We start from the raw sequence: 12,906 nt of genomic DNA on the forward strand, positions 1-12,906 counted from the left end.
GATCAGATGAAACCGCCAGCCGCGGGCGCGAATTCCGCCCGCGGCCTCACCGCCAAGCAAAGGGAGCGCTGCGCCGCATGGCTGTTCGTCCTGCCCGATGCGGTTGGCCTGCTGGTGTTCGTCGGCGTGCCGATGCTGCTGTCGCTCGCCGTCGGGTTCTTCGAGGTCAACGGCTTCGGCGGCTACAGGTTCGTCGGGTTCGGCAATTACAGGCGCATGTGGGGCGACCCGCTGTTCTGGTCGTCCGTGAAGGTGACGGTAGCTTATGCCGTCATGCTGGTGCCGGCGCTCTACGTCGCCGGACTGGGACTGGCGCTTCTGGTGCAGAAGACCAACCGCTTCAACGCGGTCATGCGCTCGATGTTCTTTGCGCCGCAGATGGTCAGCCTGGTCGTGGTGGCGCTCGTGTGGCAGCTCATGCTGGTCGAAAAGGTCGGCATCGTCAGCCGGCTGGCGCCGCTCGTCGGCCTCGGCGGAATTTCGCTGCTCGGCGATCCAAATCTGGCGCTGTTCACGCTGGTGCTGGTCAGCGTCTGGTTCCTGATGGGTTTCTACATGCTGATCTTCCTCGGCGGGCTCCAGGACATCCCGGCAGAGTACTACGAAGCCGCAAAGATCGACGGTGCCGGGCCGGTGACAAGCTTCTGGTACATTACTTTGCCCCTGCTCAAGCCGACCAACTTCTTCGTCCTCCTGGTCTCGCTCGTCGCGGCTGTCGCCGGCGGCCAGGTCTTCGACCTGATCTATGTGATGACCAAAGGCGGTCCGGTCAATTCGACCTCGGTGCTGATCATCTACATCTACAAGCAGGCATTCCAGTTCGGCGCGTTCGGCTATGCATCGGCAATGGCATCGCTGCTGGTGCTGGCGCTGATGCTGGTCACGGTCTTCTTCTTCGTGCTGACGCGCGGCGGACGTTTCGAGCATGACTGACGGCCGAACTCCTTCCGGCCGTTCGCAGATACGAGCGGCGAGACTTGCCTGGATGCTGGCAACCGCCGCACTTGGCCTGATGACGGTATTCCCGCTTGTCTGGATGCTGGTCATCTCGCTCAAGCCGGCGAGCGACGTCTTCACGCCGAGCCTCATTCCGGAACGCCCGACGCTCGGCAATTTCCTCTATGTGCTGACCGAGGTGCCGTTCCTGCGCTATCTCTTCAATTCGTTCTTCGTGTCGGCGACGGTGACGGTCGCCGCGCTGTTCTTTCATTCGATGGCCGGCTATTCGCTCGCACGGCTGCGTTTTCCGGGCCGCGACACGCTGTTCCTCGCCATGTTCTCGACCTTTCTGGTGTCGCTGCCGGTAATCATCGTGCCGCTGTTCATCCTGACGCGGATGCTGCACATGCTGGACAGCTATGCCGGGCTGATCATTCCGGCGATCTTCAACGCGTTCGGCATCTTTCTGCTCAGGCAATACTACCTGTCGCTGCCCAGGGAACTGGAAGAAGCGGCGATCATGGATGGTGCCGGCTACTGGCGCATCTATTGGAGCATCATCCTGCCGCTCAGCCGGCCGATCCTGTCGGCACTGGCGATCCTGTTCTTCCTCGCCAACTGGAATGCTTTCCTATGGCCGTTGACGATCACATCGGACCTCGATCTCTGGGTGGTGCAGGTAGCCATTGCGAACTTCAAGAGCCAGTACGCCGCCGCCTGGAACTACGTCATGGCCGCCTCGACCATCGTCGCCGTGCCGATGCTGGTTCTTTTCGTGATCTTCCAACGCCAGATCATGGAATCGATCAAGACAAGCGGCCTGAAATAACCGCTGAAGCAAGAGGAGAAACACATGGATAATGCCGGCTTGTCGCCGCTTCGCGGGCTCGCCAAATTGCGCGACGCCAAAACCCGCCGGTTCTCGAGCTACGACCGCACCGGCGGCAATGACGACCGGCTGCATGTTGAACCCGGCCAGACGGTGGTGATTGCCGAGCATGACGGTGCCGGCATTGTCACGCATATCTGGGCGACGCTCGCCTGCAAGAGTGAGGACTTCCTGCGCAAGATCGTGCTGCGCGCTTACTGGGATGGCGAGGAGTATCCGAGCATCGAAACGCCGATCGGTGATTTCTTCGGCATGGGGCATGCCCGCACCCGCAATTTTGCCAGCCTGCCGCTGCAGGCAAGCCCCGAGGATGGCAAGGCCTTCAACTGCTACTTTCCGATGCCGTTTGCCAGCCACATGCGCTTCACCGTCGCCAATGAAGCTGAGGACGACCTGCTTTTCTATTACTATGTCGATCTCGAACTGCATGAGGAACTCGAGGAAGGCCTGGGCCGCTTCCACGCCCAATACAGTCAGCAGCGACCTGACGGCATAGACGAGACGGGGTTGGCCAACGAGCAGGTCCTGTTTGGCGGGGAAAACACCGACGGGAACGGCAACTACACCATCCTGGAGGCGGAAGGTCATGGCCACTATGTCGGCGTACTCTATTCCGTCTATTCGCGGCGGCGTTCCGCACTATGGGACTGGTATGGCGAGGGCGACGACATGATCTTCGTCGATGGCGAGCCGGGCATTTCCGTGCCGGATACAGTGCGCAAGCCCGATCCGCGCATCGGACCGAAGGCCGAACTGATCGACGATCGCGGCGAGACCGGCCCCGGCGCCAACGATGCCTGGCCGCCGACGCTGCACGGCACCGGCACGGAAGATTATTTCAATACGGCATGGTGCCCGACACAGGACTACAGCGCGCCCTATCACGGCATCATCGCCGCCGGCGGGCCGAACTGGACCGAGCCGGTTACGCTCTATCGCTGGCACATAGAGGACCCGGTCATCTTCCACAAACGCATCCGGGTGACCATCGAGCACGGTCACGCCAATCGCCGCTCGGACGACATTTCGTCGGTCGCCTTCTGGTATCAGGCCGAACCGCACAAACCGTTCGAAGCGCTTGTCGATGTCGAGGACCGCATCCCCACCTATCGCGCGCCTTATCACAATTGGAATGCCGCCTTCGACGAGAAGAGGCGTTAGGCCGGGATGCGTTCGAATTGAACCGTGCATCCCGCGCTATCTGTGTCGGGGCACGACCCTGCCGCAGCGTGCCGCCTCAGCTGCGAGGTGGAAGTTGCTGGACAGACCAGGTGTTGCCGTCGGGATCCTCAAAGAAGACAAATCTGCCCCAGGGAAAATCCTTGATATCGCTGACCTCGATACCTTGAGCGGCCAGGTACCGGTGAGCCTCATCGATATCGGGCACGACGAGTTGCAGGCCCCTTATGGATCCCGGGGGGCTGTCGACGAGGCCCTTGCCCATGGCAATCGAACAGGCCGAACCGGGCGGCGTCAATTGCACGAAACGTATCTCGTCGCTTACGGTGTGGTCGTGATCGAGATGAAAGCCGACCTTCCCAACATAAAAGGCAATTGCTCTATCGACGTCCGATACGGGGACCGGGACCAGCTCCAGCTTCCAATCCATGACAGCCCTTTCGCAGCTTGATCGCCAAGTGGTGCCGAACACCGTGGGCGCCATCCCGCCATCTTCCCAATGCCATTGTCGGCGCGGGCCGCTCAGTCAGTCAAGAGATACCCGGGCTCGGGCAACGTGATGACTGGTCTCATTGCTGAGACGGCGTTCGGAACCGATGAGCACAAGCTCAGTTAGGCGGAGGACAACCACCTTTCGGATCAGCAAGGCCGACTTTAATGATCGGAACGCAGGCGCCGAATACAACTGTGGGAAGGTTGAACGGGCGTCGTTGACGCGCGAAGGGATTGCTTGGAAGCGACGCTCGCCGAAGCCGGCGAGATCGTCGGACGGCGAAGCCGAAGCGCAATTATGCCGCGAACGCCTACGATTCGGCCTGCCTTCTCCTTGCCGCGATCAAAGACGCCAGCACTGTATCCAAGGGACATCCGAGCCGGCGCGACGTTCTGGCGGCGGTGCACAATATCCGTTTCAAGGGAATCGCTTATCGCGAGCCCGTTCGGTGGGATGAAAAGGGTGACAATCTGGCCGCTGTGACTGCACTCAACGGGGTGGAAAACGGCCGCTTCCGACAGATCGCCGAAATCCAGCAGATGCAGAGTGTCGAGCAGATCTGACGCCGACAGGCTCTCCGACCGAACCGGTTTCCGCCGCTTTGCCAGGACGATTTTCACAGGACCACGAAACAATAATCTCCGGTCGCCGTTTCGCCCGCAGAACCTTTCGAGGAGGCGACGATGAGCGCAACCGGCTTGGACGTTTTCGACAAAACGCTGCAAATAACAAACATCTGGCTTGACGAGATCATGGCGGATCTTGGTCCGGATCGACACGTCGCCTGGCATACATTGGGCGCCGTTCTGCGAACCCTTCGCGACAGGCTGCAGATCGGACTGGCGGCCAAATTGGGAGCGGAACTGCCGCTGCTCGTGCGCGGCGCCTACTATGATCGCTATCGGCCCGCCGACATGCCCGACAAGACACGCTCGCTCGAGAAATTCCTGCAACACATCGCCGATGAATTGAAATCGACCCGTCCTGTCGATCCCGAGGATGCGGCACGCTCTGTGCTGCGTGTGCTTGCACGGCATATCGACCTTGGCCAGTCGGCAAAGGTGCGGGATGCGCTGCCAAAGGAAATCCAGGTCCTCTGGCCTGAAAGCGTGGGCGTCAAATAGCGGCGATCCTGCTCATGCGGACGCGCGACGGACCAACTGCCACGAAACGCTGAAAAGGGTAGGTATTGCGCCCGGTGTTGCCGAGATCAATGAGATCAGATGATCGGCAAGATGGTCGTAGTGGGCAGTTTCGGGGCCGATTGTCGTCAATGCCGGATGACTGAATTCGCCCTCGTCGATATTGCCGCAGCCGATGACTGCAATGTCGCCGGGCACGGAGAGGCCGGCCTCCTCGAATGCGTGCAGGGCGGTCACGGCGGCAAGATCGGATTCGACGAAAAGCGCGGTCGGCCGATCCGCGCGGGCGGCCAGCGCCGTAGCATTGGCAAACGCAGCCTTGCGCGCCTCTGCACCGCCGATCACCAGGTCGTCTCGCAGCGGAAGGCCGCGTGCTTGCAGGAAGCTGCGATAGGCGGCGAGACGGCTCCCGTCCACCGCTTGCTCATGCACCATATAGGCGATGCAGCGATGGCCGGCTCGGTAGAGGTAGTCGAGTGCCTCGAAGACGGCCCTGCCGGTATGCTGGCGCACAACCGAGAAGCCTGCCGGCTCGATGGTCGGATGGAAGATCACCGCTGGCCGGCCCGCGGCCGCCAGGCGCGCGGCCAAAAGCATCACCTCGGGCTCGGAGAGATGCTGCCAGTCGGCGATAATGCCGTCTGCCAGCCCGCTCTCGATTTCCCTCACGATCCGGTCGGTTCGTTCGAACGTGTCTCCCGCGGTGATAATTGTCGAAAATCCCCTCAGCGCCGCTCCAGATTGGATATCCTGCGCGATCCGGTCGCTGAACGGCACGCCGAGACGAGGCAGTACAAGGCAGATTCGCTCGGCCTGCTGGCGGCGCAGCTGCCGCGCGGTGCGGTTTTGCACATAGTTGAGCTCAGCGACGGCCTCGAGGATGCGCTGCCGCGCCTCCTTGCCGACGAACTTCAGGCGCGTGCTGTCGCCGCTGAGCAGGTAGGACACGGCAGCGGTCGATACATTGGCGCGCCGGGCGACATCGGCCATGGTCGGCGCCTTTCTGCGATCGGGACTTCTCTCGTGCATTGTTGGATCCGCTGCGCGACGTGACATGATCAGCTGTCGCTCAGCCGGATTTCATTCCAGCTTCCATGCCCGGCGGCAAGGATCTCGGGCCTTGCCTCGCCGGCCTCCTCCATCAGGGCAACGATGCGGCCTCGCAGCCATGCACGCGTCTCTGCGTGATTGGGCGAAGCTATGAGATTGGTTAGTTCGTTTGGATCGGCATCGAGGTCGTAGAGCCTCGCCTCGACATAGAAATCGCTGCCGGAATCCCGCCAGCCGTCTTTTCCCGGTGCCTCGACCTCATATTTCCACCGTCTGGTGCGCAAGGCGCGGCCGACATGGTGCTCGCTGATTTGAATGAATATCTCGTCGCGCGGCGGCCGTTCGCCCTGCAGTGCGTCGAGCAGCGAGACGCCCTGCATCGAATTGGGCACTTTCAGGCCGGCCGCGGCGAGCAGGGTCGGCGCGAGATCGACGAGGCTGACCAGGCCTTCATAAGTGCCGATGCGCTGGAAGCCGGGGCCGTGGAATAGCGTCGGCACGCGGATCGACGCCTCATGACAGGAACGCTTGTATTCGTTGTTGCGGGTCTTGAAGTGACATCCGTGGTCGGAGGTGAAGAGGATGATCGTGTCGTCAAGCCGGCCAAGGCTGTAGAGCGCCTCGATCAGCCGTCCAAACGCCTCGTCGAGGCGTGCGACCATGCCCAGATAGCCGGGGAAATGTTCCGCTGTCGTGCCGCCAAGTGCGGCGAGATCGCCGGGAATGGCGAGCTTCTTGCGGATCCTGTCCTCGTATCCGAGCGGGGCAGGGTAGTTGTCCGTCTGGTTCTGGTGATGCGGCTCGAGGAAGGACAGGAATAGAAAGAACGGCTCGTCTTCCCTCGATGCGACATAGCGGATTGCAGCGTCGGTTAGGGCATCGACGCGGTATCCCGGCAGCTTCACCGCCTTGCCGTCATTGTCGTGGACGACGGTGTCGAAGGGGCCGGAAGTGAACTCCAGGATGTTGGAGGCCAGCCAGTAGCGATAGCCGCCGCGTTGTTCCTGGGTGACCGGCTCGGCGGACCCCAGGTGCCACTTGCCGATGTAGGCGGTGTCATAACCTGCCGCGGTGAAATGATGCGCGAGCGTGCGCTCGCTCTTCGGCAGTGGGATGTCGTTGCGGTAGCAGCCGGTGATGGTCGGGTACCGCCCCGTCTGGAATACGGAGCGGGCGGGTCCGCAAACGGGCTGGCAGGTAAACGAATTTGCCACGAACGTGCCGGTCCCGGCGAGGCGGTCGAAATTTGGCGTAAGCTCGAGCGGATTGCCATGGACGCCAACGGTGTCCCAACGCTGCTGGTCGGTGAAGAAGACGATTACGTTCGGTCGGCGGGACGTCATAGGGTGCAATGGCTCCGAATGGTCATTTCATGCCTGCCAGCATCACGCTGCGGACGAAGTAGCGCTGCGTGAAGAGGAACAGCAGCAGGCTCGGGATGAAGAGAATGATCCCGCCCGTCGCCGTCAGGTTCCACTGGGTGAAGAATTCCTGGTTGAAAAGCGTCAGTCCCGTCGTGATCGGCCGCATTTCGGTGGTGTTGACGGCGACCAGCGGCCAGAGGAATTCGTTCCACTGGAACACGAAGGTGAGGAGGGCCAGCGTCGCCAGTGCCGGACGGACCTGCGGCAGCACGATGCGCCAGTAAAGGCCGAGTTCCGAGCAGCCGTCCATCCGTGCAGCGTCAAGCAACTCGTCGGGAATCGGACGGATGAACTGCCGCATCAGGAAGATTCCATAGGCGCTCATGGCGAATGGAAGGATAAGGCCCTGATAGGTGTTGAGCCATCCCATCCGCGCGGTGAGCACATAGAGCGGGATCATGCGGATGAAGAATGGGATCATCAGCGTAGACAGCACCGCGACAAACATGACGCGCTTACCGGCGAATTCCATCTTCGCGAAGACGTAGCCGATCAACGGATCGAAGATCAGATGGAGGAAGGTAATCCCGCCGGCGATGATGAAGCTGTTGAGCGTGAAACGCGCGAACGGCGCCTTCTGCCAGATGTCGATGTAATTCGTGAATTGCCACGTCTCGGGGATCAGAATCGGAATGCCACTGAAGACGTCGGCATCGCTCTGCAGCGACAGCGAAAGCATGTAGAGGAACGGAAAGATCGACAGCGCCACGCAGAAGAGCAGCAGTAGGTAGGACGGGAGCGTTTTTGCGAATGTCATGCCAACCTCAATAGGTGGTTTCGCGGTTGAGCAGGCGGAACTGAACGAAGGTGATGGCCAGGATCAGCAGGAACATCAGGAAAGACAGCGCCGAGGCGTAGCCGATGTTGAGTTCGAAGAAGGCTGCCTCGAACACGTGCAGGCTGAAGAACCGCGTCGCGTCGGCCGGTCCGCCCTTGGTTATCAGGTAGGCCGGCGCCAGCTCCTGCAGTTGGCTGATCGTGCTGACGACCGCGATGAACAGCGTGGTCGGCGTCAACAACGGCCAGGTCAGATAGCGGAATTGCTGCGTCGGCGTGGCGCCGTCGATGGATGCGGCATCATAGAAGTCGGACGGGATCGACTGCAACGCGGAGAGGTAGATCAGCATGGCATAGCCGACATCCTTCCAGACCGTGATGGCGATGAGGGTCGGCAGCGCGGTCGAGGTGTCGCCGAGCCAATTCTGGGTCGGCAGCCCAAGCTCGGCAAGGAAGCTGTTCAAGATGCCAGTGTAGGGATCGAGAATTGCCTGCCACATCAACGCGACGATCACGAAGGAGGTGATGTAGGGAAAGAAGATGATTGCGCGGATCAGAGTGCGCCCCGGGATCGGCCGGTTGAGCACGACCGCCAGTCCGAGGCCAATGGCGATGCTGGCCGCGGTGACGCCTATCGCGAAGGCCAGCGTCACGAAGAGCGACTGCCGAACGCGCGCGTCGCCGAGCGCAGCAACGTAGTTGTCCAGTCCGGCGAATCGGCTCTCGCCGATCAGCGGCTGGCCGCTGTACAGGCTCGCCCAAAACTCCAGTCCTATCGGATAGAAGAAATAGACCGAGAAATAGAGGATTGCTGGCGACAGCAGCAGGTAAGCGAGAAGCGTTTGTCTGGTGCGCCGGCTGAAGCGGGCAGCTCGCCGGGTCGGCATCGCGCCGACGCGAATGTCCGTATCGGCCGTATCGGTGCTGCCGCTGATAAACATCGGCCTAGTTGTTGGCCAGGATGATGTTGGCCTCGGCCGCGAATTTCGGCATGATCTCGGCTGCTGGCTTCTGATTGTAGATGATATCCTCGAGCGCACTTTGCAGAAGCTTCTCGATTCGCGCGTGCTTGCCGGTGAGGCGCAGCTCGGCGGTGACGTCTTGCGCGTAAGGCAGGCATTTGCTGAAGCTGCCGATGACCGGATCGGCCTGAACCTCGGCGTTGTTGGCCCAGGATTTGCGCGGCATCGTCATGCCCGCTTCCTTGGTAGCCGCTAGTTCCGTGTCGAGCGCGACGAGCCGCTTCAACAACTCCCAGGCCTCCTTCGGGTGCTTGGCGTCCTTAGGGATCATCACGCTGACGCCGCCCGCGAACGTCGCCTGCACCTTGTGCTTGAGTGATGGCGCAACCGCCCAGTTGAGCTTCGGGTTGCCCGAGCGGATCGGCTTCACGTCCCACGGACCGGTTATGATCATTGCGACCCGGTTGGCCGTGAACAGCTTTTGCGGACCCTCATAGTCAGCACCCGCCGCCGGCTTGGTCGCTGCTTTTTCCTTGTGGATCAGGTCGGCGAGGAACTGGATCGCTTCGATCGCCTCAGGACTGTCGAGATTGACCTTGTTTGTCTTGGGATCGTAATAGCTTACGCCGTTCTGCAGCAGCCACGACGAATAATATCCGATGCTCGGGTTGGGAGCGAAGCCGAAGCGGGCGCCGGTCGTCGTCGCCTTGGCAACCTTCAGGAACTCCTCCCAGGTCGCAGGCGGCGCGTCGAAGCCCGCCTGCTTAAGCATATCGACGTTGTACACGAGGGCGGCGCAGGTGAGGTGGATCTGGACGCCATAGTACTGGTCGCCGAGTTTGTTGCGCTCGACGGAATAGGCTTGCCAGTCGTCGGGATAGCCGATCGCCTTGCCGTCTTGTTCGATGAAGTCGTTCAGCGGCCGCAGCAGATTCCGCTGGCCGAATTCCTGCACCCAGCCGCCGGGTTCGGCGACGAGATCGGGCGCGCTCTTCGCCGCAAAATCCGCCACCAGCTTGGTGCGCATATCCGGCCACTGGAATTTCTCCCACTGCACCGACCATCCGGGATGATCGGCCTCGAACTTTGCTATTGCATCGGCATAAGCTTGATAGGCGTGGCCGGCGTTCCAATAGAGCGTCAAGGTCTCGGCATGGGCCGCAGTCACGGTCGTCAGGGCCACGCCTAAAACCACACCGTGCAGGAATCCGACTGACTTGTAGCGGCTCATCTTGGTCTCCTCCCTGGTTTGCCCCGCCTTCCTCACAATGGATGGCGTCATATTATTCGATTAATATACCCGCCATACCGCAGTTTTTGTCAAGCTCCGACTGTAATGCAGTGCATAGTTCTGGCCGAACTCGGGCGGAGCTATCTGCAGCGCGCGATGGCGAAGTTGCTTCCGGTACCCGGTATGGACGATGGCGGCCTAACCTGGAAAGATCGTGAAACCGCCATCGACTCGGATTACCTGCCCGTTGATGAAGCGCGCGCGCGGACCGGCTAGGAAGGCCACCGCTTCGGCGATCTCTTCAGGCTCCGCGTACCGGTTCAGCGATTTCTTGCTCGAATCCATGCGCTGCGGATCGACCACGCGGCTCGCCTGGAACCGTGCCGTCTTGGTGGCGCCGGGGCTCACCGCATTGACGCGTACGCCATCGTCGATCAGTTCCTTGGCGAGGCAGCGCGTATAATGGACGACAGCCGCCTTGAGCGTCGAGTAGACCACCTCGGGCGAACATCCGATATGCGCTGCCGCCGAGGCGATGTTGATCACCGAGCCTGAGCCACGCTTGACCATCGGCGGAACGAATGCCTGGCAGACCAGCATCGTGCCGATGAGGTTGTTCTCGGTTAGAACCTTGATGTCTTCGTAGTCGATGTCCAGTGCGTTGTTGGGATTGGGCTTTATGCCCTTGGCGCCGATGTCGCCGCCGGCGCAGTTTACCAAGACGTGCACATCGCCGAGCTCCGCCTCGATCTTCTTCTTCATTTCCGCGACAGCTTGCTTGTCGCCGATGTTGCCGGTGACCGCGGTGATGCGCGTCCCGTGCTTCTCCAAGCCCCTGGCAGAGTCGCCGAGGTCCGCGAATTCGCCATATTGGGATGGCCGGGCCCAATCGAGGTCGTGGACCGCGACGTTTGCGCCAAGTTCGGCCAAGCGGTCGGCCATCACGCGGCCGAGGCCGCGTCCCGAGCCGGTGACGAAGGCGGTCAGGCCGCTGAGTTCTCGGGCAGTCATGCTGATTTCTCCATTGCAATGAAATCGAATTTCATCATGTTGGCGGCGCTGCGCCGGATCATGTCGAGTTCGTACGAAACGAGCGCACCGTCATCATCGCGCTCCCATGGCGTGCGGTAGTCGGCGTCGTCCGCAAGGCGGTTCAGGCGCGCAGCACTCAGGCAGGCCGCGAATTCGCGGGCGGTCTTCGGCGCATATCCGTTCCACCAGTCGTCGGTGAGACAGCGAACGTGACGGGCCTCCAGCGCGCCGGGCTCAAGCACCGCCGTCAGCGTGTCGTGGTGCTCGCCAAGGATGGCTGCCAGTTCGGCGAAAGGCACGGCGCCGTCGCCGATCGCGCAGCGGACCAGGCGGTAGCCCTCATCCGTGAACTGGACGCGATAGTCCTTGAGGTGAACGTGGCGGACATGGGGCGCGATCCGGCGCGTGAAGGCAAGCGGCGCCTCGCCGACAGGAAAGGTGTTGCCGGTGTCGTAGGTGATGCCGACACCCGGCCCGCCAAGTTCGCAGAAGGCAACCAGTTCGTCGCTGCCGAAGTCCTGATGGTTCTCGATGCCGAGCACGCGTCCCTCGGCCGCCGCACGCGGCCCCCATTCCGTCAAGGCAGCGCGAATCGTTGCGTTGAACTCGCTCCATTTCGGACCCCACGCATTGCGGTCGCCGCACAGGACAGGCGTCAGTGCGATACGGATCGTCGTCGCCTCGAGCAGGCGCGCAGCCCGGAAGGCGGTGTCCAGCGGACCTGCCACCAGCAGTCCGCCGCTCACCACCGGGACGATGTCCAGCGCGGCAAGACGCCTGCGCAGCGCGACGATTTCGGCGTCAGTCAAGTCGGTCAACCAGGGTTCGTAGATCTCGAGCGTGCGTGCGCCCAGTTCCTGCCCCAGCGTGATGAAGCCTTCCAGCCCCGCGCCGTGCGGATTGTGCCGCGGCGTGCCGCGGCCCTGCAGTCCGAGATGATAGGTCAGTCCGTAGGGGTTGAGGCCGAGACGAAGCATCAGCTTGGCGGTTCCAATGGAGAGCGGAGAGGCGTCACTAGCGCAGACCGGCATCGACGGTAATGGACTGTTTGGTGATCATGCGGCTGTCGTCGGCTGCCAGGAAGAGCACCGTGCGTGCAATCTCCTCGCCCAGAAGGACGCGGCGGATCAATTGCCGCTGCACCGTCTGGTCGACTGCCTCCCGCGTCTTGAACCACAGCTCGCGCTGCCGCTCGGTCATGACGGCGCCGGGTTCGATCGCATTGACGCGGATGTTATCCGGTCCGAACGACCGCGCCAACGCACGCGTCAGCGCCACCACGGCCCCCTTGGCGGTGGCATAGGCCACCATCTGGTCCGCTCCGAACCGCCAGGCAATGGAGGAGAAGTTTATGATCGAGCCGAAGCCGAGTTCCTTCATATGCGGATGCACTGCCTGCGCGGCGAAGAAGTGATGCCTCAGATTGACATCGAAGCTGCGGTCCCAATAGTCGGCCGTTATCGCGTCGAGGGGATGGCGCTGATCATTGGCTGCGTTATTCACCAGGACGGCGACCGGACCAAGCCGCGCGCGTACGCGTGCTACCGACGCCTTCAGCGCATCGACGTCGGTCACATCGCAATGGAGATATAACGGAGCCGGCCCGGCGGCACCAGCGAGCTCGCGCACCAACGCCTCCGCTGGTTCGTCCTGCACATCGAGAAAGGCTATCCGGGCGCCGTTCGCCACGAAGGCGCGGACCATATCGGCGCCAATACCGGAGGCGCCGCCGGAGATCAGCACGACCCGATCGGTCAAGCTTGGATAAGTCGCGAATTGTACGGACAT

The 12,906-nt window shown here is 61.7% G+C and carries 14 protein-coding genes; 5 read left to right on the plus strand and 9 right to left on the minus strand.

The genetic code is table 11. The annotated features are described in order from the left end of the window. The first annotated feature begins 6 nt into the window (after positions 1–6). The 3 genes from NKH49_RS16925 to NKH49_RS16935 are packed head-to-tail and all read left to right on the plus strand — an operon-like array spanning position 7 to position 2,989. Complete coding sequence (locus tag NKH49_RS16925; RefSeq protein WP_352926831.1) at positions 7–933, plus strand: carbohydrate ABC transporter permease; 927 nt, start codon at positions 7–9, stop codon at positions 931–933. Next, positions 926–1,768 carry a carbohydrate ABC transporter permease gene (locus NKH49_RS16930; protein WP_352469604.1) on the plus strand — a complete coding sequence of 281 codons (843 nt, stop codon included), beginning with the start codon at positions 926–928 and terminating at the stop codon, positions 1,766–1,768. The genes NKH49_RS16925 and NKH49_RS16930 overlap by 8 nt, the downstream gene beginning before the upstream one ends. A gap of 24 nt (positions 1,769–1,792) precedes the next feature. After that, complete coding sequence (locus NKH49_RS16935) at positions 1,793–2,989, plus strand: glycoside hydrolase family 172 protein (protein WP_352926835.1); 1,197 nt, start codon at positions 1,793–1,795, stop codon at positions 2,987–2,989. Between the two features lie 76 nt (positions 2,990–3,065). On the opposite strand, the gene NKH49_RS16940 is transcribed toward NKH49_RS16935, so the two are convergent. Further along, complete coding sequence (locus NKH49_RS16940; RefSeq protein WP_352469607.1) at positions 3,066–3,491, minus strand: VOC family protein; 426 nt, start codon at positions 3,489–3,491, stop codon at positions 3,066–3,068. A gap of 242 nt (positions 3,492–3,733) precedes the next feature. On the opposite strand from NKH49_RS16940, the gene NKH49_RS16945 reads away from it, so the two are divergent. Both NKH49_RS16945 and NKH49_RS16950 read left to right on the plus strand, forming a co-directional pair. Continuing rightward, on the plus strand, positions 3,734–4,063 hold the full coding sequence (locus NKH49_RS16945) for a hypothetical protein (RefSeq protein ID WP_352926837.1): 330 nt from the start codon (positions 3,734–3,736) through the stop codon (positions 4,061–4,063). 120 nt (positions 4,064–4,183) lie between these two features. Beyond that, positions 4,184–4,624, plus strand: coding sequence for a DUF2267 domain-containing protein (locus tag NKH49_RS16950; RefSeq protein ID WP_352448133.1), 441 nt, complete (start codon positions 4,184–4,186; stop codon positions 4,622–4,624). A 12-nt stretch (positions 4,625–4,636) separates the two neighbouring features. Here NKH49_RS16950 and NKH49_RS16955 read toward each other — a convergent pair whose 3' ends face one another. From NKH49_RS16955 to NKH49_RS16990, 8 genes are all read right to left on the minus strand, one after another. Further along, entirely contained in the window at positions 4,637–5,632 is a 996-nt protein-coding gene (locus NKH49_RS16955; RefSeq protein ID WP_352539305.1) for a LacI family DNA-binding transcriptional regulator, read from the minus strand. Positions 5,633–5,700: 68 nt separating this feature from the next. Continuing rightward, positions 5,701–7,035, minus strand: coding sequence for a sulfatase family protein (locus NKH49_RS16960; RefSeq protein ID WP_352926840.1), 1,335 nt, complete (start codon positions 7,033–7,035; stop codon positions 5,701–5,703). A 22-nt stretch (positions 7,036–7,057) separates the two neighbouring features. Next, positions 7,058–7,873 carry a carbohydrate ABC transporter permease gene (locus tag NKH49_RS16965; RefSeq protein WP_023675500.1) on the minus strand — a complete coding sequence of 272 codons (816 nt, stop codon included), beginning with the start codon at positions 7,871–7,873 and terminating at the stop codon, positions 7,058–7,060. Positions 7,874–7,880: 7 nt separating this feature from the next. Beyond that, the gene (locus tag NKH49_RS16970) at positions 7,881–8,834 is read right to left on the minus strand and encodes a carbohydrate ABC transporter permease (RefSeq protein ID WP_023675501.1); all 954 of its coding nucleotides are present in this window, start codon (positions 8,832–8,834) and stop codon (positions 7,881–7,883) included. A gap of 4 nt (positions 8,835–8,838) precedes the next feature. Then, positions 8,839–10,086, minus strand: coding sequence for an ABC transporter substrate-binding protein (locus NKH49_RS16975; RefSeq protein ID WP_352926843.1), 1,248 nt, complete (start codon positions 10,084–10,086; stop codon positions 8,839–8,841). 198 nt (positions 10,087–10,284) lie between these two features. Continuing rightward, a complete protein-coding gene (locus NKH49_RS16980; RefSeq protein ID WP_352469614.1) occupies positions 10,285–11,097 on the minus strand; it encodes an SDR family NAD(P)-dependent oxidoreductase in 813 nt (270 codons plus the stop codon). Then, positions 11,094–12,095 (minus strand): sugar phosphate isomerase/epimerase family protein, encoded by a 1,002-nt coding sequence (locus NKH49_RS16985; RefSeq protein WP_352926846.1) that lies wholly within the window; start codon positions 12,093–12,095, stop codon positions 11,094–11,096. The genes NKH49_RS16980 and NKH49_RS16985 overlap by 4 nt, the downstream gene beginning before the upstream one ends. 37 nt (positions 12,096–12,132) lie before the next feature. Further along, complete coding sequence (locus NKH49_RS16990; RefSeq protein ID WP_502907895.1) at positions 12,133–12,906, minus strand: SDR family NAD(P)-dependent oxidoreductase; 774 nt, start codon at positions 12,904–12,906, stop codon at positions 12,133–12,135.

Origin of the sequence: Mesorhizobium sp. M1088, assembly GCF_040318575.1 — a bacterium.
Classification (GTDB): domain Bacteria; phylum Pseudomonadota; class Alphaproteobacteria; order Rhizobiales; family Rhizobiaceae; genus Mesorhizobium.